We start from the raw sequence: 22,756 nt of genomic DNA, 5'->3' as shown, positions 1-22,756 counted from the left end.
ACTTCATTGATTTCATGCTTGCATGAAATCAATGAAGTGTCTTGATATTTTATACAGCGTTCTTTTTTTCCGTTTGAGATGTGATATCGTTCTCCAATGATCTCAAGTCGTCGTTTACTTTTTTTCCTTGTTCCAAAAATTCTGTTTGGAATCCACTCTTTATTGCCCACCTATAAAACACTAGTGATAAACATGTAATGAGGGCCATATCCCAACCAAATGGAATTACGTTAAGTCCACCAAACTTTTCACTGCCTAAATATGAAATGGTCATCATACAGATTAAGTAAACAACCATCCAAAGTCCTGCCGAAAAGTTTTGACGGAATCCTTTCCAGTTTATTTTTGCTTGATAATAGAAATAAACGGGAAGACCGATCATTATGATAAATAATACTTGACCTGTCAGTGGCCATCTTGCCCAATAAAGAACCAAAGAAGCAAAAACAAAGCCAAGTGGCGCAATGATGCTTAATCCTTTTAGACGTAATGGTCTGTACAAGTCCTTACCTGTGCGTCTTAGTGTCATAACAGTAACTGGACCTGTAATATAAGAGACTAAAGTGGCAACCGAAATTACCTCTGCTAGCACTCCCCAGCCCCTAAACATGAATAAAAATAAGAAAGATACACCTAGATTTAAAAACATGGCTTGACGCGGGATACCATAAAGAGGATGAAGTTTTCCAAACACGCTTGGTAAATATTTATTCTTTTCCATTCCATAAATCATTCGTGACGTTGTCGCCGTGTATGTTATTCCTGTCCCGGAAGGGGAAATAAAAGCATCGACGTATAGTAAAATGACTAACCAGTTTATGCCTAAAACAATTGCTAAGTCAGCAAACGGTGAATTGAAATTCAAATGATGCCATCCGTTCACAATCATGGACGGATCAACGGCTCCAATAAACGCAATCTGTAATAAAACATAGATAACCGTTGCAATTAAAATGGAGCCAATCACTGCAATTGGGATCGAACGTCCAGGATTCTTTGCCTCACCTGCCATATTAATCGGACTTTGAAAACCGTTAAACGCAAAGATTATTCCAGAAGTCGCTACTGCAGTAAGTACACTTGCCCAACCATTAGGTGCCATACTTCCCGCTGACGTAAAATTGGATGCATGAAAACCAGCAAATAAAAGTGATCCAATCGTAAGTCCAGGTATAATAACCTTAAAGACTGTAATAAATGAGTTAGCTTTTGAAAACAAACTAACTGTCCAGTAATTTAATAAAAAGTAGACGATAAGTAATGCAGAGGCAATTGCTAAGCCTCCCCCTGTAAGCCTTCCATTTTCCACCAAACCATGTGTCCACTGCGCCCATTCCCATGGCCATGAGCTCATATATTGAACTGAAGCAATCGCTTCAACTGGAATTACGGAAACAATTGCAATCCAGTTTGCCCAACCTGCAAGAAACCCTATGAACGAACCATGAGAGTACTGCGTGTATTTTACCATTCCCCCAGCTTCAGGAAACATTGCCCCTAATTCACTGTAAGAAAGTGCAATAAATAATATAACAACCATTCCTATAATCCAAGAGATAATGGCAGCTGGTCCTGCGATTTGTGCCGCTCTCCAAGCTCCAAATAACCAACCTGAGCCAATAATAGACCCGAGTCCTACCATCGTTAATGAGAACGTTCCCATCTTTCGCTGTAAATTATTCATATGTTCATCACCATGCTTTCCAAAAATTCATTCCTTTAAATAACGTTTTAAAGTAACTGGATTTATGATTTGTGCTAGTGTACGCCCAAATAAATCTTAATGTAATTGCTGCATTCAGATCACCTCTTATTAAGCGCCTAACTTTTGATTGGAATATCTTAAGGTTGTCCCCTTTATAAGAACAATATTTTCTGCTTTTTTAGAAAATGCTTAGATCCCATTCTTCTGCCATATGTTTCAATAGCATACTACCTGTCACGCTATTCCCATATTCATCAATTGCCGGCCCATAAATACCAATACCACATCCACCTTTGAAGGGCATTCCGCTTCTGGCACTTGGAGGAACTGATGCCATAATTCCACCCGATACTCCACTTTTGGCTGGCACCCCAACAAAAGCCGCAAATTTCCCCGAAGCATTGTACATTCCACAAGTAAGCATTAACGCTTTGGCTAGTTTAGCCACTTTTTTAGGGAGAACTTGTTCTTGACGTATAGGATGGTATCCATCTAGTGCGAGAATCAATCCAATCAGGGCTATGTCTTCTGTAGTCACTTCTATGGAACATTGCTTCAGGTAAACCTCTAAAGCCTCCTCTACATCAGATTCTAAATAATTCATCTCTTTTAAATAATGTGCTAAAGCTCTATTTCTATGTGCGGTTAGCACCTCAGATTGAAACACTTCCTCATTGATGATTGGGCGCTTCCCTAACAAATTTTCAAATAATGCAAGGAGAAATTCCAATTTTTTTTGTGAAGACTCCCCTGGCAGAAGCGAAGCTACAGTAATCGCCCCAGCATTTATCATAGGATTAAACGGTTTTCCTGGCTTATGCATTTCTAAACGAATGATTGAATTGAAAGCATCCCCAGTTGGTTCCACATCGACCCTATCCAACACATAAGAAATGCCGCAACCCAAGCATGCCGCTATAAAGCTGACCACTTTTGAAATACTTTGTAACGTGAAAGGGACTTCCCAATCTCCTGACTTTATCATGTTTCCACCTGGCTCTAGTATGCAAATACCTAACTGCGATAAGTGTGTATTCCTCAACGCAGGTATATAATTGGCGGTTTGTCCTTCAGTAGCATAGGGTTTGTAATTTGCTACCCATTCATCCAAGCAGGCTTGCTTTTGATTATTAACATGAATGTTATAATCTTTTGTTAATTCTCCAACCACTTTCTTCCACCTCTTCATTGTTGTGCTTAACTTTAATGGATTAGATGAAAACATAATGAATATTCTAAATATTGTTAAGCGCTTTCAAAAGTTTTTACCTACCTTGAATTTTAAAACGGGAACTACATAATCTTACAAAAACCTACAAAATCTAAAAAATAAAAATCCTTTAAAAGCAAAAACGTGATTCTTTTCACATGTTTTGATACTATTTTTGTGGATAGAAAAAAAGATTGTTTTTTCCGTATTTTTACTAATACGCTCTATTAAGCAAAGTAAGCATTGTATTGAAGCCGCTGAAACTGTATACTGATTTTTTAAACAATTGGGAGGTGAACGCCTTGAATCTCGGTACGTTAATGAAAAAAGAGGTCAATATCCTTGCTCTGATGTTGTTAACAGTCCCATTAGCTGGTGAATTGAGTTTTTATCCTTTAAATGAAACGTTTCGGATAAGTTTTGGTCCGCCTGCACTTTTCTTTTTTTTACTATTATTACAGAAAACACCTGCTATTTTATCGGGTGCCTTGACAGGAACGATGGTTGTGTTATTTCGTATCCTAATAGACTTTTTCACCAATGATAATTTTCACTGGGCGTCCACTTTTCAAGAACAGTATCCCAGTTTTTTCTTTTATTTCACCTATTCCTTTCTTTTTTCTTTAGTGAAAATCAACCGCTTTCAAAACCGGTCTTTGATTATTGGATTTATTGGCCTCATTATCGAAATATTATCCGACACTGCAGAATTAATCATTCAATATTTTGTATTAGAAACAACAATTGCGTTAGGTTCATTAAATGAGATGATCGTGATCGCATTCGGACACAGTTTTATCGTTTTAAGCTTTTTTAATATGATGAAACTTTATGAGGCACAATCAAGAGAAAGGCAAATCAGAAAACAAAATGAACACATGCTGATGCTCATTTCCAATTTATATGAGGAAACGATTCATTTAAGAAAAACATTAAAAAATGCAGAGAATATAACAAAGGAATCATATGATTTGTATCGCGATTTAAAAGAACGGGAAAAACGGGAAAAGCAACCCCATGTTCTTACACAGCAATATAGTCAAAGAGCATTGCGCATTGCGGGTGAAATGCATGAAGTTAAGAAAGATAATCAACGAATTTTTGCTGGTCTCTCTAAATTGATTTCTAATGAGAGTTTTAAGGATTATATGGAAGCTGCTGAACTTATTCAATTAATTATCCGAATTAATGAAAAATATGCCTTATCACTTGGAAAGGATATTCAATTTGAATACTCTTTAGATGGAAACACCGATTCACATTATCATGTATATACCGTATTATCTCTTTTCAATAATTTAGTCGCTAATGCAGTGGAGGCAATTAAAGAAGAGGGAATCGTTAGTTTAAGTTTGAGTGAACTTTGCGATAATGTAGAATTTAAAGTTGCTGATAATGGACCTGGGATCCCTAAAAAATATCAGACCGTTATATTTAAACCTGGATTCACTTCAAAATATGATCATTTCGGGACCCCTTCAACAGGGATTGGACTCTCATATGTTAAAGAAGTTGTGAAAGAACTGGGAGGGGATATCCTATTAGAGAGTAAGATTGACGGCGCTGTTTTTTCTATAAAGTTACCAATCCATAAGTTGATACAGAAAGGATGATTTCATGCGTTTTTTTATAACAGATGATGATTGTGCTATACGTTCGAACTTAAGCCAAATTATAGAGAACGAAGATTTAGGAGAAGTGGTAGAGGAAGCGGAAGATGGCAGTCAATTAGAAGGACATATTTTGAATTTAAAACAAATTGATATATTATTTATTGATTTATTAATGCCCATCCGGGATGGCATTGAGACACTTCGTCATATAAAAAGTACATTTAATGGAAAAATAATAATGATTTCACAGGTTGAATCAAAAGAGCTGATTGGTGAGGCATACTCACTCGGAATCGATTATTATATTACTAAACCAATTAATCGCATTGAAATATTAACAGTTATCCGAAAAGTCATGGAACGGATTCATTTAGAAAGATCGATCACTAATATCCAAGCCTCTTTAAATAGTGTATTGAATTTTGAACAGCCAAAGGCTGATAAATCAAATAATTTTAATGAAAAAAGCATAAAAGAGGTGGGCGAATTTTTATTATCGGAATTAGGAGTTGTGGGAGAAAATGGGGCAAAGGATTTAATTGAAATGCTTCAGTATTTATTCATGTATGAACGGACATTTACTTTTGAACAGCATTTCCCGACTCTTAAAGAGATCTTTGAAGAAATTACAAAAAAAAAGCTCGGAACATCAGCTGGGCAAGTTGATATTAATCGAGAAATGAAAGCTGCCGAACAGCGAATACGCAGAACGATCAACCATTCGTTAAATCATTTTGCTTCGCTCGGTTTAACGGATTTTTCAAATCCAAAGTTTGAAAATTACGCTTCCAAATTTTTTGATTTCACAGTCGTTCGCCAAAAGATGAAAGAACTGCAAAAGGATTCAACGATCGTCCTTACTCCTACCCGGGTAAATACAAAAAAATTCATTCAAGTGTTTTTTTTCGAAGCGAAACGATTGAATCCAGAGGAAATAAATAGATATAGATAAATTCCACAAAAGGAAGTGAAAAAAGCGTAAAATCCCTGAAAGATTTCAAGGGATTTTAGCAATGAACTCACTTCTTCAACAATAAATACATGAAATAAGGAGCACCGATCAATGCTACCATGATACCTGCAGGAATCCCCTCAGGTTCAACAATATTACGTCCTATCGTATCGGCAAGCAACAATAGCCATCCACCGAGTAAAATGGCCACTGGAATGAATAATTGATTTCGGGGCCCCACCAAAGATTTTGCTATATGGGGGGCCATGAGTCCAATGAATGCAATTCCGCCTGTAACAGAAACGGCAGCCGCAGCCAGTGCGACAGCTGTGATTAGCAATACGATCCGTTCCTTTTCAATCGATACACCCACTCCAATTGCGATTGGTTCACTTAAACCAAGCAGATTCAAACGATTTGCTTTATATAAAGTGAATGGAATGAGGATGATTAACCATGGAAGAATAGCCCAAATGAAGGGCCAGTCCGTACCCCATATATTTCCCGCCAACCATTTTGCAATGAAATCGACTTTTGCCCGTTCCGCTGATGAAATGAGGACAATCATCAAGCCTGAAAGCGCCATTGAAAATCCTACGCCAATCAAAACTAACCGAACAGGTTCAAGGCCAGCCCTTTTCTTAAATGAGAGTATATATATTAAACAGGCCGTCAGTAACGCGCCTATAAAAGCGACAAGTGGGATCATGTAAACAAACGAACCTGTATCAATCGGGAAAAACAAAAAGAAAGCGGCAATGGCAACACCGGCTCCTGAGTTGATTCCGATGATTCCGGGATCGGCTAAATCATTTCGTGTGATTCCCTGTAAAATGGCTCCCGACAGTGCAAGGGCCATGCCTGCTAAAAGGGTAATGATGATCCGCGGTAATCGGACGGAAAATAAAATGAATTCCTCTTTAAACGTCCCTTGCCCGAAAAGCGTTGGAATCAGTCGCCCTAAAGAAAGATTCGAATACCCCGAACATGTCCCAATAATGATCGTTATGATTATGAGTGCGAATAATGCACCTAATATCCATCGCTGTTTTTTGATTAAAGCTGACTGGATCATGAAAATGATTTACCTCCTTTACGCACGATTAGGAGGAAGAAAGGTAAACCTATCATCGCAACAACCGCTACCACAGGTGTTTCATATGGAGAATTTATTGTCCGGCCTATCGTATCGGCAAGAAGCATGAAAGTGGCACCTGAAATCGCTGACATAGGCAGGATGAATGATAATCCGTACCAACGATTGCCCTAACCATATGGGGGACCATTAACCCGATGAATACCATATTCCCAACAAGAGCAACGGCAGCACCAGCTAGGAGAATGATGACTACGAAGAGGACCGCCTTTATTTGTGTTGTCTTTTGACCTAACCCTACCGCCACTTCTTCACTTAAGCTAAGTATTGTGAGCTGTCTAGAAAAGATAAAGGAGATCAGGATGCCTATTACAATAACTGGGACGATTACACGGAGCTGCCCCCATGATGTTCCGATATTCCCGCCTGCAGTCCACATCGAAACATCCTTTGATACCTTGAAATAAATACCGACCCCTTCCGAAACGGCAAATAGGAATGCAGAGACTGCAGCACCAGCCAATACGATCCGTAAAGGAGAAAATCCTCCCTTTTTCATCGCACCTATGCCGAAAACCATGGTAGCCCCCACTGCGGATCCAATAAAACACGCAGTCATGATCCCTAAGTTATTAGCTGAAGGAATAAATGCCAAAGTTAAGGCGAGACCTGCATTGGCACCTGCCGTCAATCCAAGCAACCCTGGATCAGCAAGTGGATTTCTAGTCATTCCCTGCATGATGGCACCAGAAACGGCAAGTGCCGCACCAACAAAGATTGCACCCACTTCACGAGGGAACCGGATTTCCCGAATGATGGAAATCTTATCACCGGTAGCTTTTGATGTCAGTGCTTGCCAGACATCTTTGACGGTAGCATCTGCCGCACCAAACGCCATTGAAATATAGAACATGCCCATGAATGCAGCAATCCCGATGATCAGTTTATATATAAATGGGATGAAACGTTTATTCTCATTAGTCATCTGTCTCTCATCTCTTTATTTATAGAATAAAAGGAGAGGAATTTGAATCCCTCTCCTCGCTGTATTATTTACCTAGAAAACTTTTGGAAAAGAAGTCTAATTGGTAATCTAATGTTATTGGATCATTGAAGTAAAATTCTTTCGCATTAGCTTCAAATAGTTGATTGTTTTTAACAGCAGGAATGTTTTTATACGTATCTGTTTGTTGGAATGAATTATCCTCATCTTTATTATTACTCAAAATCACATAATCACCGGCATAGTCTGCCAGAACTTCTAAAGCTTTAATTCTATCTAAATATATTGTCAATAGTTAGTTCATGGGTATATAAGAAGACAACTCTTTAGATCTTTTGCCTGAAAAGTTTTACCAATTGATAAATGAAAACAGTGAAGATCCCGGAAATATTTCCGGGATCTTCACTGTTTGGCTCATGCTCAGGATTTTGAAAGATGTCCCTTAAGTCATCAATCAATGTTTCTTAAATCCTTGCTTCTCCACGTAATCTTTCATGTACAGCCTGCTTTTCTTTCCAAGCATGCCAGCCATTTGCTCGGTCCAGGTGTCTTTTCGTTTACCTTTAGTCCGGCGTTCGTAATAACTGGAAATCGTTTCATTGTACTCTTCAAGTTGTCCGATGAACTCCTGCTTATCCTCCTGATATCCATTTTCATGATAGATATTGGACTTCGGCAAACGGGGCTTTTTATCCGAACGGTTTTTCGGATATCCAACCACTAAAGCGAATAATGGAATAACCCTGTGCGGTATATTCAAAACCTCAGACACTTCCGGGAGATTATTGCGTATCCCGCCGATATAGCAAATGCCAAGTTCCATCGATTCTGCGGCCAATGCTGCATTTTGAGCCGCCAGAGCAGCGTCAATACAGGCAACCATGAATTTCTCCGTACTTTCAATCGATTCAGTCAGGTCCATGTTTTCCATTTCGGAAACCATATCCTGACGATATAAATCGGCGCAAAAGACGAATAGATGTCCATTCTTTTCTACATAAGATTGTGGTCCGGCAAGTTCAGCAAGCTTGGCTTTCTTTTCCGGTTCGGTTATCCCTATGATTGAATACGCTTGAATATAACTTGAAGTCGATGCAGCCTGGGCGCATTCCACAATCGTATTGATTTGCTCCTCAGACAATGGCTTGTCCTCAAAAGAACGAATGGAACGGTGATCTAAAATCTTCTCAATTATTTTATTCAAAGTTCTCACCCCTATTGAATATGTAAAGTGAAAAATCCATCATCGGGGCTGTAATTCCCCCGATGACAGTAAGCCAGTGATGGCACTCAACCTTTTGTTTTCAAATCCAATTCACGGTAATTTTGCTGTCTCAATGCTTCATAAATCAAGATGGCAGCCGTGTTCGACAGATTAAGGGAACGTACTTTATCCGTCATTGGAATCCGAAGGCACCGATCCATATTTTCTTGGATCAGCTCTTTCGGGAGGCCCGTCGTTTCACGGCCAAAAATGAAGTATATCTCACTGTCTTGATCACTGTAATCGAAGCTGGAATGCGGCTGCTCGCCGAATTTCGTTAAGTAATAAAATTCACCGCCGGCATTCTTTTCGTAAAACTCTTCTAACGAATCATAATAATGGATCTTTACATTCTCCCAGTAATCGAGCCCAGCCCGTTTGAGCTGTTTGTCATCCGTTGAGAAACCGAGCGGGCGAATGAGATGTAAAGACGTATCCGTCCCTGCACACGTTCTTGCAATATTGCCTGTATTTGCTGGAATCTGTGGTTGATATAAAACTACATGTATTGCCACTTCTTATTCACCTCTAGTTTGAACTTCACCTTAATTATAGCATTAAACAAAAAAGACTAAAAACCAATCACCCTCCATCCAAAATCACAAAGAATTTATAAACGATGTTCGGTGTATATCTAGTCGAATCCTCATACGTCCAATACCGGTGACGGCTATTCATCGTATGGGCATTCACAAGCGGCATCCCATCCTGATCCTTCGCGGTTACAATCAAGTTATGATCAAACCGTCCGTCCCCTTCAAAATCTATACAAAGGATATCACCCAAATTCAATTCCTCTGCCGTCTCCACCTGCTTTGTCCTGATGGCATTCCCGGATTTTAGCAGATGATATAAAGAATGTGCCGTCGTCCAAGTGTAACTCCAGCTTTTTCCTCTTATCCACCAGCCCTTACTTTTGTTTGGCGCCCCCCACATCGGAATTCCTCCCGCATGTAGACATTGTGAAATGAAATTCGTACAATCATCAGTGAATTTATGATACCTTGGATTGAATTCATTCCACCAACGCTCGGCATATTGGACGGCCTTCATCCGCTCATACTTATATGCAAGACGATTTGCGCCGGGATCACATTTTGGCTGTACCTCTTCCGTTTCAAAGCTGGGAACCAACTCACATTCATCCACTATATACCCATTTCGAAATCGAGCTTCCCTTTCTTCCATTTCTTCTTCAATATAAAATGAATCCTCCTTTTTCAATAAATATTGCAGGTGCACTTGATAAGTCAGGACTGTATCCATGTCTTCCTTTCTCTTCGAATGAACCTTGCCTGCTGCATTCACCCGAACAATTTCCGCTGCACGGTTCCTCATCAATTCCTTTTTCAGATGTAATTTCCTTTCACTCCGTTCCTGATTATCGGAAGTATAAAACTCCACTCTTTCTTGTAAAAGGCGTTGCAATTGTTCCCTCAAGTTCATGCCCTCCTTCTTACTATCTATGCTAATGTGTATGTTCGAAGGGGATTAAAATGCACCTGACGATTTCCTCCCGCCTTTTTACGATTTTAAAGGGCAATCCAAACAACCCTCACATTCATAAATTTTAAAGTCACGTGTGATGTCTTTCCGTATGGGTCGATTACAGTATGGTTTTTTTTATACTGAATTATAATCAAAGTAATATTGGGGAAAATATAAGAATGAATACACGATTTTCTAACCTGATTAGACCAGATTGGAGACGGAAATTTTGAGCTTTATTGAAGTGTTAAGTAGGGTAGTCGCTGCTTTTGTGGTTTTACTATTGATGACTCGAATAATGGGAAAAAAGCAAGTAAGTCAGTTGACTTACTTTAACTATATTACAGGTATCACTATCGGCGCGGTGGCTGCTTCCATCACAATCGATACAAGTATTGATTTGGTTGACGCCTTCGTTAGTTTAATCGGTTGGTCCGTACTCACTATTCTTGTAGGCTTCATTAATTTAAAATCTCCAAAAGCTCGTATAATACTTGACGGCGAACCTACAATTGTAATCAAAGATGGAAAAATCCTAGAGAAAGCGTTGAAAGGGGAAAAATTAAACATGGATGACCTTAGCATGCTATTGCGCGAACAAAGCATATTCTCCATGCAAGAGGTAAACTATGCCGTTTTAGAACCAAATGGTCAATTGTCTGTCTTAAAAAAAGTGGATAGCCCGAGTGTTTCCAAAAAGGATATTACTTATGTGAAACCATTATACATACCTACAGAAATTATTGTGGATGGAAAAATCGTTCCTCATAATTTAAGTAAACTGAGCTTAAACCAAAGCTGGTTGGAAACGCAATTACAGCAGTTTGGTGTATGCCTGCAAGATGTATTTTATGCTGAAATACAAAGTGATGGCACTTTGTATATAGATACAAGACAAGATGACCAGTTTCCTCCACGTTAAGAGGAAAAGGGGGAACTCAAGTCATTTTAAATTTGGACAGTTATGCTTTTAGAGCTAAGGATTTGCTGATTATTAACAGCCCATTAATCTCTCTTTTTAGGTACCCGCAGGTTATATATTAAACAAATATCTTACCATTAGGAATAGCGTAGCAACTAGTTATTCAGAATGGCAAGTGTCCGAAAGAAGTGGTGCTGCAGCTCATCTTAAGTATGAATTGGTAGATGCCGTAACAAATATACCCGTATAACAACAATCTTATTACGGGGATGTAAGTACTGCTGATAGTCGGTACTGGTTTTATCCTCTGTTCAATAATGTATTTACTACAAAAGACTACTACTTAGTGGTTACAAATTGGGAGCTATCCGGTTAACTTTAGTGGTAATGTCTATAACTAGAAAAAAGAGAAAGAAGCTGTCCCAAAAGTCATTTACGGCTTTTGGGACAGCCACTACATCTTAAATATCATTTTGTTTCCAAGGTAAACTGCAGTCCCTTTTCAATTTCCGCCAGTACCTCTTCATCCGTTTCCTTCATTCGTGCTTCTTCCAGAACGGAAACGGACTGCCCCCGGCCAATTTTCCCAACCGCCCAGGCCGCCGTTCCCCGTATGACGGGCCGCGGATCATCCTTCATGACCTGGATCAGTTCGGGCAATGCCGTTTCGTCTTTGAAGTGGGCCAATGCTAAAATGGCATTTCTTTGGATTGGTTTTTTACCGCGCCAAGAGCCAGATACATGGCCGTATGTCTCCTTGAAGTCCCGATTTGAAATCGTAAGCAGAGGTTTCAGCAGCGGTTTCGCTAACTCGGGGTCAGGTTCCATTTCTTCATGAAAATGAAAATCCATTCCTTTGTTTTTCGGACAAACGGTCTGGCATGTATCACACCCATACAAACGATTGCCTATTTTCGTCCTGAACTCATCCGGCAGGAAACCCTTTGTCTGGGTTAAGAATGCAATACAACGCTTAGAATTTAGCTGGCCACCCTGAACGAGCGCACCTGTCGGGCAAACATCGACACATTTATTGCATGTCCCGCATTGATCTTCCATCGGTTGATCCGGTTCAAATGGCAGGTTGGTAATCATGTCTCCCAAGTATACAAAAGACCCGAATTCCGGAGTGATGATCATACTGTTTTTTGCACTCCAGCCAATTCCTGCACGCTCAGCCACTGCCCTATCTGACAATTCACCCGTATCTACCATTGACTTCACCACTGCCCCTGGCACTTTATCTTTAATGAAACCCTCAAGTAACTGCAATTTATTACGAAGAACGGTATGATAATCCGTTCCCCAAGAAGCCCGGCAAAAGATCCCTCGCCGCTCACCTTTTGTGCTTTGCGGAGCATCCTTCAATTTTGACGGATAAGCAAGTGCAATCGAAATGATGGATTGCGGTTTTTCGAATATCAATTCAGGCCTGACCCTTTTTTCTATATCGCCTTCTTCAAACCCTGACTGATAATCCAGTTCCTGTTGACGTATCAGGCGAGCTTTCAATTCGGCAAAAGCCGTGGCCGATGTAAAACCGATTTTATCGATGCCGATCTCTTTACTATATAAAATCACTTCTTGCTTGAATGCATTCATATCCATATTAATCACCTACGTTCATTCAGTATTCCGATCGAAGCTTGTATCCATTTCAAACCATTGCTATCTATGATAAACTAATTGCAATCATTTTTGGAGGTGAAACGCTTGGAAATTACCGTATCAGCTAATCTTAGCAGTAAAATCCCTGAATTCAAAGTTGGGATCATTACATATGAAAACATCGAAATAGGTCCCTCCCCGCAAATGGTGAAAGGGAGACTTCAACTATTTCAGGAAGCTCTTTTCTTCGACCTTGAAGAAAAGGAATTGACCGACTTTTCCGGCATTAAAGCGTGGCGGGAGATTTTCAAGGCTACAGGAACAAACCCGTCACGGTATCGCCCCTCCGTGGAAGCCCTTTACAGCCGCGTAAAAAAACAGAATTACTTGACACCCATCCATTCAGCCATCGATTTGAATAACTTCTTCTCGCTGTTATATGAAGTTCCGATCGGCATTTATGATGCGGAAAAATTATCAGGAGACATCTCGATTAAGATTGGCGAGGGGGCAGATGGTTATGACGGTTTGAACGGCCGCTTGAATTCCATGGAAAATATGATTACATCAGCCGATCATGAGGGCGCATTCGGAAGCCCTTACGTTGATTCAGAACGCACGAAAGTCACCGAAGAAACAAAAAAAGCCATCCAAATCATTTATTTACAACCCAATACTCCAATCACAGAAGCACATCAGCTAACAAAATCCTTGATGGACATGTTCCTTGAAATCCACGGTGGTGAAGGGACTTACTCGATTGTAGAAGGCTAATCAAAAATGAACGGAAATAAACCCTTTCCACAATCGGAAGGGGTCTTTTCGTAAACTTTCCAAACCTTTAAAGTAAATTATATTCCCATCGATCCATCCCTTCAGCTTTGGATAATAACTTGATATGCGTCCCGGCCCCCGTATGATTTAATGATTCTGATAACCCCATCCACCTGAGAAGTTAAATAACACCCGTCACCATAAACCTAACCGGTTCACTGTTTTTACTAAAACCCCAGAACTGCTGTTTAGGCATTTATCCAAAAATGAACTTATTTTGTTATCCCCTAATGCTGAATAGCTTTGATTAACGCATTTTTTCGGTATAAAATACATGGCAGCTAATATAAAACTCCGGTTAATTACGGTATGAATGCCATGAAGTTCGTTTTGTCATTTCTCTGATAGAATAAAAATGATAATCAGATTAACCTTCAGCTCATTCAACCCCTTCCCGAATTTCCGCCCCCATAAAATGCAGGTAATTTGGACAATAAAAAAAATCCCACTGTAAACAGTAGAATTCTTGTAATAATATTTAAACGCAAAGCTTCGTTCTCCAGGTAACGAAACCCTACGTTATGAGTATGTATTGGAGCGGGTGAAGGGAATCGAACCCTCATCATCAGCTTGGAAGGCTGAGGTTTTACCACTAAACTACACCCGCATGTCCTTGTAGAACTTTGTCGAATTACCAACAAAATTAATTATATAGTTTAATCTAAAAAAATGCAATAGTTCTTTTAAAAAAATTATTAATTAATGTATTGTAACGTTAATATATTCATTCACTCTAGTAAAGATGTTAAAAAGCCCCCTGTTTCAGAGAACTTTTTCATCCTATATAATGATTTAAGACCAAATGACTTCCATTAACCGCGGATAAACCTGCTGTGCCGTTTCAAGCAGCATGATTAACTTCCTGAACGCAAGATCCGGTACGATATCCCCCTCAATGGAGTATGAATACCGAATGGAAATGGTCCCATTTTCTTCATAAAGCTTGGAGTACCTAAAATTAGCATTATATTCATTCAACAGTGTATGAACATCCTGTTTCTTTTCAGGATTCTTCAACTCGGCGACATTAAAGCAAAATAAGTCCGCCACATTTTCATCTTGATTGAATGCAAATACTAAAAGGACCTTCCACCCGTCCTTTAACTTTTGCTCAGCTCTAAAAAAGGTGGTTCCATCTTCATTCAACTCATTCATATAGATTTTCTCACTAGTTAAAAAATCACGAAATTCAGCAACGTTTGACATGGTTCATCACCTTTCTGTTTGTAAGTACATTTTATAATGAAAACTGGCATTTTTACAGACTTTTCTATAATCCTTCCAATTTCACCCTATTAACAGAGGCATGAAACACTCATTAAATGAATGGGAGTCAAATATGAACTCCCTTAATAGATTAATTAGCCAGTTGTTTCTCCGCAAAACTGAAGTGCTTCTTGAAGGTCCAAAATTTCCTGGCGGACTTTTGAGTATCCTTCAATTTCAGGCACTTCTTTATTAGTATGTGATCGACCTTTATCTGCCGCTATCGCCATGGTTTCGAAAACATACAGCAATTGAGCGAGCTCCCGCTCTGAAAGGACTGGCCGTTCATAGGATTTCAAGCTGGCATTTAGATAATAGCCCAACTGTTCTATCGAAAATATAACGGGCCAAAGAGATTCCAGTCTAGCCTTGTTTTTGAATATCTCACCAAGGGATGCATTGTAAACCGTTAATAGATTCACCATATTTGTTTGCATTTTGTTCCTTCCGCTGCTTTCATCAATTGCAAAGTCATTATCTTTTTCAGAGAACGCCATCAATAATAACTGTCCCTGGCTTCGAATCGTTTTGGCTGTCAAATGATTGAGAAGACTGGATGCCGAACGACTTCCGAGTAACAGCGACCCAATAAGACCTATCATGCTTCCAACGACGATATCTGTTATCCTTACTGTCGCAAAAAAACTGAAATCATAGATTTGAGTTGAATATTCCGCCATGATTAATGCTGAAGGAGTAAAAAACATCGCCGCTAATCCATAATTCCGAACGATGAAAAGCTCTGTAATGAATGTCAAACATAAAATGATCAGAACGATAATGAACTCGTTATGAACGGCTGCTAGAATTAAACTTGCTAGCAGGAGTCCGATGACCGTCCCGAAAGTCCTTTGGACCGCTCGATGGAATGTGGCGATGATGGTCGAACCCGACATAACGGCCGCACAGGATAAGGGAATCCAGTACGAACGGTTAAAATCGGCGGAATATGCGATGATGGCAGCAATGGTAAGGATTGTTCCATATCGAACGGAAGCGCGGAAGACAATTGAATTCTTATCGAACGCCCCAAGAAAAATTGTTTTTAAAGAAGGCTTTGAGATGGTTGCTGCTTGATCGATTTTCTGGACAGGTTCATTCATGATGGCATCTGCATTATAAATCTTCATGAATAACTCTTCCACCTCTTCGGTCATTTGGTCAGGTTGAAGGATCTTTTTTTCATTCTTTGTTTTAGATGCAATGGAACCGGCAAGGGCACGAACGGATTGACCTAATTCTGGCGGCAGTACGATATTTTTATTCAAGGAAATTTCCAGAGCCTCCAAGAATATGGCATTCGCATGTTCATTCAGTAGGAACAACCGCTTTAACTCATCTGGGCTTCGCCTGTTTGAAAACCCGGCTAACAGTGTATCTTCAGCCTGTTTCATCGCCAATACCGTTCCCTGTCTTGCTTTATTGTATTTCTCGGTTCCCATGGAATCAAAGAATGCCCCCAATTCTCTGTACACCTTTTCCACCGCAAGCGATTCTGGTCCATGAGGGTTGAAAAACCACCCTAACATACAGATTATCCAAGATAGTGCCCCACCCATTAAAACGAGGCCCCCACGCAACGGAGCCAGACTTTGATCAACGGGCATACCTGTCGCAAGCGCAAAGCTCAAGACGAAGAATACCGCCGAAGGACCGGTAATCTTTAATGCACCAAATATAAAAAAAACACTTGCCCCGATGATCCCCATCATTATGGCTGTTCCCAATTGGTATGGAGCCAAAAGCGTCCCTAATACAACAGATAAAGCAAGACCCACCATCACAAAGAAAATCTTTATAGTTCTTTGGTGATACGGTTGGTTAAAAACGTATAAATAAGTGAAACCTCCGATCCCTGCCAGTAAACCGTACGCTAAATTCCCGAATAATAAGCCAATGAAAACAGGTAAGGCAGCAGCTATGCCTGCGCTTAGTGCTTTTATCCAAGGAAATGGATTCTTCTTTATTTCAAAAGCCTGTTTAAATGTCGTATGTATCGCATCTGATTTCAGAGATTCGGAAGGGTGCTTATTTTCACTCATTTTCAATTTATCCTTTCATTAATGATTCTATTAACTCTGCAGTGAAAGCTACTGATAAGATGACTTCTAATAATTAATATCCTTCATATGGATAAAAAGATACCACTAAAGGTAAAAGCAAAGTAGATTGGAACAGGTGTGCGAGACTCCTACGGGAAAAGCGAGTCCAGGGGAGACCCCGCAGGCGCAAAGGCACCTGGGGCGGATTGCCTGCGCAAAGTGAGTGCCTGTAGGCAACGTTCAAATTTGCCTACAGTCTGGGATATCTTTTTATGAAAAGGAAAACGGCCTTTCCCCGATTGAATATCGAAAAAAGGCCGTTTTTATTATAAGCTGCTTAAAAATCACAACAAAGGACCTTCCTCAGCTTTATTTCCATAATACTTAGAGTTGAGCGAATTCAGGTTCCGCAACTTTTACAAGCTGCTTACCGAGGTTCGTTCCTTTAAACAAACCTAAAAATGCATCAGGTGTGTTTTTGAACCCTTCAATAATCGTTTCTTCATACTTCAGCTTTCCTTCTTGAAGCCACTTACCTAAATCCGTCGCACCCTCTTGGAATCTAGCGGCATAATTTCCAACTGTGAAACCTTTCATAAGTGCACTCGTTTTGATCATCGCCGATTGCAGACGCGGTCCTAGATCTTTCCCTTCTGCATTATACGAGGAAATCGCTCCGCATAATGGAATTCGGGCATTCGTATTCAAAAGTGTGAAAACAGCATCTGACACCTCGCCGCCCACATTATCGAAATAAACATCGATTCCATCAGGAACAGCATTAGCTAAATCTGTCGCAAAACTATCACTTTTATAATTTACGGCTCCATCAAATCCGAGCTCTTTCGTTAAGTACTCAAGTTTTTCATCTGAACCAGCGATGCCAACAACCTTCGCACCTTTTATCTTAGCAATTTGTCCGACTACTGAACCAACTGCTCCAGCCGCTCCGGAAACAACTACAGTTTCACCTTCTTGAGGTTTACCAATATCAAGCAAACCAAAGTAAGCTGTCAAACCGGTCATTCCAAGAATCCCTAAATGCGTTGTGATCGGAGCCACCTTGGGATCAATCACGCGGATTTCCTTTTCAGTGACAACTGTATATTCTGCCCAGTCGATATTCCCAACAACGACATCCCCTTGTTTGAAAGAATTCGATTTGGACTCAACAACTTCAGCAACAACGCCACCCGTGATGACTTTATTCAATTCAAATGGAGCAATGTATGATTTGGTATCTTGCATTCTGCCACGCATGTATGGATCGACAGATAAATATAGCGTCCGTACTAAAATCTCATTATCTTTTGGTGTGGGAACTTCACTCTCAACAAAGTTAAAATCTTCTTTCGAAGGCATACCTTTTGGACGGTTTGCCAGGGTGATTTTTTGTTGTTTTGTTTGTGTCATCATTCGTTCCTCCTTGATTTTGAATGCGTAATATCGAAAAGAAGCGTATCACTGTTGAAGTTCATAGGTCAAAGAATATGATTGCCTTTTGCTTCCATATCACTCTTTATGTAGCCTTTCTTGAAAGTCCTAAACTTGCTACGACCTATTATGCCCCATGTTTTTCATTCATATAAAGGACATGAGGAAAATGCTTTGTCCTACAATGTTCGTTTTAAGCATAAATAATGTACGTCGACTTCTACCATATACGGTTCGCTTCCTGGAAATTTAACGGCCTTTCCCCGTTTGGATACCGAGAAAAGGCCGCAGCTTGAAATACACTATTTTTATTGATCTGCTTGGCAATTGGTCAAGCTCAGCAGCTACTTTCTTTCTTCTTATTTATATCCCTGGTTTAAAACGTCAGCCTGGACAGTTTACACTGCAATCATTGAGGCTATGTTCGCCCTTGAAAAAACTTTGCAAACATATGTGAACTTGGTTTAATGGATGGTCTACATCAATTTTGAAATAAACATCGTCGCAATTCCAAAGTAAATAAGTAACGAGAGTATATCATTTAGTGTTGTAATTAATGGACCAGAAGCAACTGCGGGATCGATGTTGAGTTTATATAAGATTAGAGGAATGATGGTCCCAGCTAAGGTCCCAATAATTAGGGTCATGACTAACGAACTTCCAACCACTAATCCCAGAACGGGATTTCCCTGCCAAACATAAGCTATGATGGAAATTAATATTCCACAGGTAATGCCTATTATCAATCCAACTTTCAGTTCCCGTATAATAAGTCTGGTTACGACTCCCTTATCCGTATCACTAGTGATTAGGCCCCTTACAACAACAGCTAAAGATTGGGTACCTGTATTTCCAGTCATCCCTGCGATCATCGGCATAAAGAAAGCAAGTGCAACAACTTTGGACAATGTTTCTTCAAAACCGCTTATAATAGTTCCAGACACTAATCCGATAAATAAAAGTAAAATAAGCCAGGGGAGCCGACGATATGCGGCCACATGGGCCTTCGTGTCAAAATCAATAGCTTTACCGGATGCCGATAGTTTTTCAATATCTTCGTTTGCTTCTTTAATGACAACATCAATAATATCATCAACGGTTACAATTCCTAATAACTCATTATTTTTTTCAACAACAGGGATTGCTAAAAAATCATAACGCTCAATAACACCGGCTACCTCTTCTTGATCTTCATAAGCCGATACGGAGATAACCCGGCTGTACATAATATCTTGAATTTTTTCAGATTCATCATTTATTATTAAATCCCGATATGAGACAACACCAACTAATTTTTTATCATTATCAATTACATAAAGATAGTTAATCGTTTCCGAAAACTCCGCAAATATTTTAAGTTTTTCAACTGATTCACGGACCGTATAATGTTGGGGGATCCATACAAAACGGTTTGTCATTATTCGTCCCGCCGTTTCAGGGGGATAATTCATGATATTTTGAACGATTTTAGATTCTTCTTGTTTCATGCCTGAAAGAAGTTCTTCAATTTTCCCAGGGGATAGGTTCTCTAACAATGAAGCTAGGTCATCATTATCCATTAAATCCATTACATGCCCGGATTTCTCTATTCCTAATTTACTAAGAATCTTTAATTGATGTACTTTTTCAAGCTCTTGAATCAGTTCAGCGATTTGTTCTGAATTAAGGAACAGCAAGAAACGTGTATGATGTTTTTCTGGGAGTCCCTCAAAAATCCGAGCAATGTCATATGGATGGAGTTCTTCTAATATTGCTTGAAATTCTTTCTTTTTTCCTTCTTTTAAAACTTTTATGATTTGTAAAGTTATTTGGTCTTCTGTCAAGACTTTTATCATTTTTGCCACTCACTCCTTTTTAGGGGAGCAAAAAAATATTTCCTTAATAAGAGTAAAAAAAATATTATTATTCCCCTTCCAAAATCTTGTGTTTATTCAATTTTCACTAAGTTTCGAGTATATCGTCGCGAATAAGGATCCAAATCCTCACCTCCAGGAAAAAAATAAAAACACCTCCATTACAAATGAAGGCGTCAAAAATACGGTATATATGCGTACATTGTCTGGATGACAAATAAAACAGTCGTATATGACTGAATGACAAATACATAGCATAAATCCAGTTCCTCCATTCGTAGAGCTTTAGCACTGTGTGGCATAGGACAAAGCCAGCTACATTAAAAACCACCTTATGTCGATGGTTTCTGTTGACCCATTGGCGTCTTTCGACATTTTTGGGCAGTAGCGTATCTCCTACACAGGAGCCTCACCTAACGAGGATATTTAATTTACACATCTACTCTAAAAGAGTTTCTTTTAGAAGTCAATGTTTGTTTTATAAAAAATTCTGATATTGACCTAATATCGCTACCGCTATGAGGGTAGTCAATTTTCAAAAAATCTACTTTGAGAACAGCACCGTCCTTAAGCATACCGATATTAGACACAGCCTCATTAGCCATTAAATCTATTATGTACACTTTTATGGAAAAATAAATACCACCTTAAGGGAAAAATTGGAAATGCATATTAATATATATTTATAATGAAGACTGATAGAAGTGATTCAAATATCAATAATGAAAGAGTGACTGAAACAGAAAACGACAATAAAGTTCTAATAAAGAAAGGGAGTTGCTCAAATGAAAAGACCTTTAACGATTATATGTATCATCGTAAGCGCTTTTGTATTAATGGCAGGTTGCAGAATCAAGGAGGCGGAACAGGTGGATGAAAATTTGAAGGAAGTGAGCTCATTGAAAGATATTGAAGGTAAGTGGGAAGGAGATATAAAGATTCCCAATCAACCCCTTCCAATTATTGTTCATTTCACGAAGGAAGATGGAACTATAAGTATTCCTGTACAAGGATTGAACCAATTCCCCTTAACAAGTGTTAAGTTAAGTAAATCAGATTTATTTTTTGATATGAAAATTCAAAATCAGCAAATAACGTTTGATGGGAAAGTCGATCAGGAAAAGATTTCAGGAACATTTGCTCAGAATGGGCAAGAGTACCCCTTTGAATTGCTTAAGAAATCCAATCAGGAAGTTGCAGAAAAAGAATCAGGTGAAGTTGTGCAGGCCGACTTAAAGAAAGGAACAATTAATGGCCTTTTAGAAACACCAAAAAATGAAGGCCCTTTTCCTGTGATGATTATAATTGCGGGTTCTGGTCCGACTGATAAAGATGGGAACACCATTGCAATTCCCGGGAAAAATAATAGTTTGAAAATGTTAGCCGAAAGTCTTGCGGAAAAAGGTATTGCAAGCATAAGGTACGATAAGCGCGGTATAGGGGAAAATATGAAATTAGCAGGAAAAGAAGAGGACCTGAGATTTGAACAATATATTGATGATGCAGCTGCTTGGGTTCAATTTGCTAAGAAGGATCGGCGTTTTTCCAAAGTTGGCATCATCGGCCATAGTGAAGGTTCTTTAATTGGAATGGCAGCTGCAAAGAAAACGGAGACAGACATATTCATTTCATTAGCGGGTGCAGGCGAACCTATAGACCAAGTACTTGTTAAACAGCTTGAAGAGCAGTTGACACCGGCGTTATTAACGGAATCCAAGGATATTCTGACAAATCTAAAACAAGGTAAACAAGTCGAGTCTGTCAATGCAGACTTGTATAGTGTATTCCGTCCTTCTGTTCAACCCTACATGATTTCTTGGATTCATTATAATCCGATAGAATTAGTAAAAGAACTAAAAATCCCTGTTCTAATCGTAAACGGGAATAGAGATATCCAAGTGGCGCCCAATAATGCAAAAGCTTTGCACAAGGAAAAAGGCGATTCTGAATTACTTATAATCGAAAAGATGAATCATGTATTGAAAGAAGCCCCTGCAGATCGAGAGGGAAATCTAGCAACCTATACAAATCCTGAACTACCGTTATCACCTGGATTGGTGAATGGAATTCTTGAATTTTTAAACAAACAGGACATCACCAGTAATGATGATCCATTAAAATGATAATTGAGAATTGGGTCTCCCGGGGGTTGCAAAAATGTATCAAATGATCAATATTAGGGTAAATACGGAAAGTCCCTAGCTAAGATAAAAAATACAAAACTTCAGCAAGGGTATTCTTTATTGCATTACCCTGTCAATACTTTGATAATGATAAATTTTATTTTTTAAATAGGAACAGGGAGCCAAAGTTATTGGCTCCCTCCTGACTGTAGACAAACTCGATGAAAATCGAGTTTGTCTACAGTTTTTTTGAGGGTTTTAAAAACTCGAACGTTGATTTCCACTCCAGGCACTCGCTTTCCGCGGGCGGTCCGGGAGCCTCCTCGGCGCCTTTGCGCCTGTG

General features: G+C 39.3%; 16 protein-coding genes, 1 tRNA gene, 2 pseudogenes and 1 riboswitch. Of the genes and pseudogenes, 5 read left to right on the top strand and 14 right to left on the bottom strand.

Features of this window, described 5'->3' with window-relative positions; translation table 11 throughout:
- Positions 1–49 precede the first annotated feature (49 nt).
- Both aimA and N9I19_RS18115 read right to left on the bottom strand, forming a co-directional pair.
- A complete protein-coding gene (aimA, locus tag N9I19_RS18120; RefSeq protein WP_317778577.1) occupies positions 50–1,684 on the bottom strand; it encodes a glutamate/serine transporter AimA in 1,635 nt (544 codons plus the stop codon).
- A gap of 199 nt (positions 1,685–1,883) precedes the next feature.
- A complete protein-coding gene (locus N9I19_RS18115) occupies positions 1,884–2,894 on the bottom strand; it encodes a glutaminase (protein WP_411730504.1) in 1,011 nt (336 codons plus the stop codon).
- A gap of 314 nt (positions 2,895–3,208) precedes the next feature.
- On the opposite strand from N9I19_RS18115, the gene N9I19_RS18110 reads away from it, so the two are divergent.
- Positions 3,209–4,528: a sensor histidine kinase gene (locus N9I19_RS18110; RefSeq protein WP_317778583.1), complete on the top strand. Its 1,320-nt coding sequence runs from the start codon at positions 3,209–3,211 to the stop codon at positions 4,526–4,528.
- Positions 4,529–4,532: 4 nt separating this feature from the next.
- The gene (locus tag N9I19_RS18105) at positions 4,533–5,480 is read left to right on the top strand and encodes a response regulator (RefSeq protein WP_317778576.1); all 948 of its coding nucleotides are present in this window, start codon (positions 4,533–4,535) and stop codon (positions 5,478–5,480) included.
- A gap of 67 nt (positions 5,481–5,547) precedes the next feature.
- Here the strand turns inward: N9I19_RS18105 and N9I19_RS18100 are convergent, their stop codons facing one another.
- The 6 genes and pseudogenes from N9I19_RS18100 to N9I19_RS18075 all read right to left on the bottom strand — a co-directional run bounded on the left by N9I19_RS18100 (position 5,548) and on the right by N9I19_RS18075 (position 10,289).
- Positions 5,548–6,555, bottom strand: a complete 1,008-nt coding sequence (locus N9I19_RS18100; RefSeq protein WP_317778575.1) for a FecCD family ABC transporter permease — start codon at positions 6,553–6,555, stop codon at positions 5,548–5,550.
- Positions 6,552–7,561 (bottom strand): annotated as a pseudogene (locus N9I19_RS18095) (FecCD family ABC transporter permease). The gene N9I19_RS18100 and the pseudogene N9I19_RS18095 overlap by 4 nt, the downstream one beginning before the upstream one ends.
- 64 nt (positions 7,562–7,625) lie before the next feature.
- Positions 7,626–7,838 (bottom strand): annotated as a pseudogene (locus N9I19_RS18090) (ABC transporter substrate-binding protein); the annotation flags it as partial.
- Positions 7,839–8,033: 195 nt separating this feature from the next.
- The gene (nfsA, locus tag N9I19_RS18085; RefSeq protein WP_061461825.1) at positions 8,034–8,783 is read right to left on the bottom strand and encodes an oxygen-insensitive NADPH nitroreductase; all 750 of its coding nucleotides are present in this window, start codon (positions 8,781–8,783) and stop codon (positions 8,034–8,036) included.
- A gap of 86 nt (positions 8,784–8,869) precedes the next feature.
- Positions 8,870–9,358 (bottom strand): tRNA (uridine(34)/cytosine(34)/5-carboxymethylaminomethyluridine(34)-2'-O)-methyltransferase TrmL, encoded by a 489-nt coding sequence (gene trmL / locus N9I19_RS18080; protein WP_089364594.1) that lies wholly within the window; start codon positions 9,356–9,358, stop codon positions 8,870–8,872.
- Between the two features lie 67 nt (positions 9,359–9,425).
- Entirely contained in the window at positions 9,426–10,289 is an 864-nt protein-coding gene (locus N9I19_RS18075; RefSeq protein ID WP_317778574.1) for an amidase domain-containing protein, read from the bottom strand.
- A 271-nt stretch (positions 10,290–10,560) separates the two neighbouring features.
- Here N9I19_RS18075 and N9I19_RS18070 point away from each other — a divergent pair, with 271 nt between their 5' ends.
- The gene (locus N9I19_RS18070; protein WP_317778573.1) at positions 10,561–11,253 is read left to right on the top strand and encodes a DUF421 domain-containing protein; all 693 of its coding nucleotides are present in this window, start codon (positions 10,561–10,563) and stop codon (positions 11,251–11,253) included.
- A gap of 468 nt (positions 11,254–11,721) precedes the next feature.
- On the opposite strand, the gene queG is transcribed toward N9I19_RS18070, so the two are convergent.
- A complete protein-coding gene (queG, locus tag N9I19_RS18065) occupies positions 11,722–12,861 on the bottom strand; it encodes a tRNA epoxyqueuosine(34) reductase QueG (protein ID WP_061461821.1) in 1,140 nt (379 codons plus the stop codon).
- 105 nt (positions 12,862–12,966) lie between these two features.
- Between queG and N9I19_RS18060 the strand changes: the two genes are divergently transcribed.
- Positions 12,967–13,635, top strand: coding sequence for a B3/B4 domain-containing protein (locus N9I19_RS18060; RefSeq protein ID WP_317778572.1), 669 nt, complete (start codon positions 12,967–12,969; stop codon positions 13,633–13,635).
- A gap of 593 nt (positions 13,636–14,228) precedes the next feature.
- Here N9I19_RS18060 and N9I19_RS18055 read toward each other — a convergent pair.
- The 5 genes from N9I19_RS18055 to mgtE form a co-directional block, all read right to left on the bottom strand.
- Positions 14,229–14,302 (bottom strand) — tRNA-Gly (locus N9I19_RS18055).
- Positions 14,303–14,487: 185 nt separating this feature from the next.
- Positions 14,488–14,901: a YbjN domain-containing protein gene (locus N9I19_RS18050; RefSeq protein ID WP_061461819.1), complete on the bottom strand. Its 414-nt coding sequence runs from the start codon at positions 14,899–14,901 to the stop codon at positions 14,488–14,490.
- Between the two features lie 155 nt (positions 14,902–15,056).
- Positions 15,057–17,003, bottom strand: coding sequence for an FUSC family protein (locus tag N9I19_RS18045; RefSeq protein ID WP_317778571.1), 1,947 nt, complete (start codon positions 17,001–17,003; stop codon positions 15,057–15,059).
- A gap of 384 nt (positions 17,004–17,387) precedes the next feature.
- A complete protein-coding gene (locus tag N9I19_RS18040; protein ID WP_317778582.1) occupies positions 17,388–18,416 on the bottom strand; it encodes an NADP-dependent oxidoreductase in 1,029 nt (342 codons plus the stop codon).
- Positions 18,417–18,913: 497 nt separating this feature from the next.
- Positions 18,914–20,272, bottom strand: coding sequence for a magnesium transporter (mgtE, locus tag N9I19_RS18035; RefSeq protein ID WP_317778570.1), 1,359 nt, complete (start codon positions 20,270–20,272; stop codon positions 18,914–18,916).
- A 280-nt stretch (positions 20,273–20,552) separates the two neighbouring features.
- Positions 20,553–20,718: riboswitch (M-box (ykoK) riboswitch) on the bottom strand.
- 357 nt (positions 20,719–21,075) lie between these two features.
- On the opposite strand from mgtE, the gene N9I19_RS18030 reads away from it, so the two are divergent.
- Positions 21,076–22,413 carry an alpha/beta hydrolase family protein gene (locus tag N9I19_RS18030; protein WP_317778569.1) on the top strand — a complete coding sequence of 446 codons (1,338 nt, stop codon included), beginning with the start codon at positions 21,076–21,078 and terminating at the stop codon, positions 22,411–22,413.
- Positions 22,414–22,756: the final 343 nt, after the last annotated feature.

Origin of the sequence: Peribacillus sp. CSMR9 (assembly GCF_033141925.1) — a bacterium.
Lineage (GTDB): Bacteria > Bacillota > Bacilli > Bacillales > DSM-1321 > Peribacillus > Peribacillus simplex_A.
This window is presented reverse-complemented; position numbering and strand designations above follow the sequence as displayed.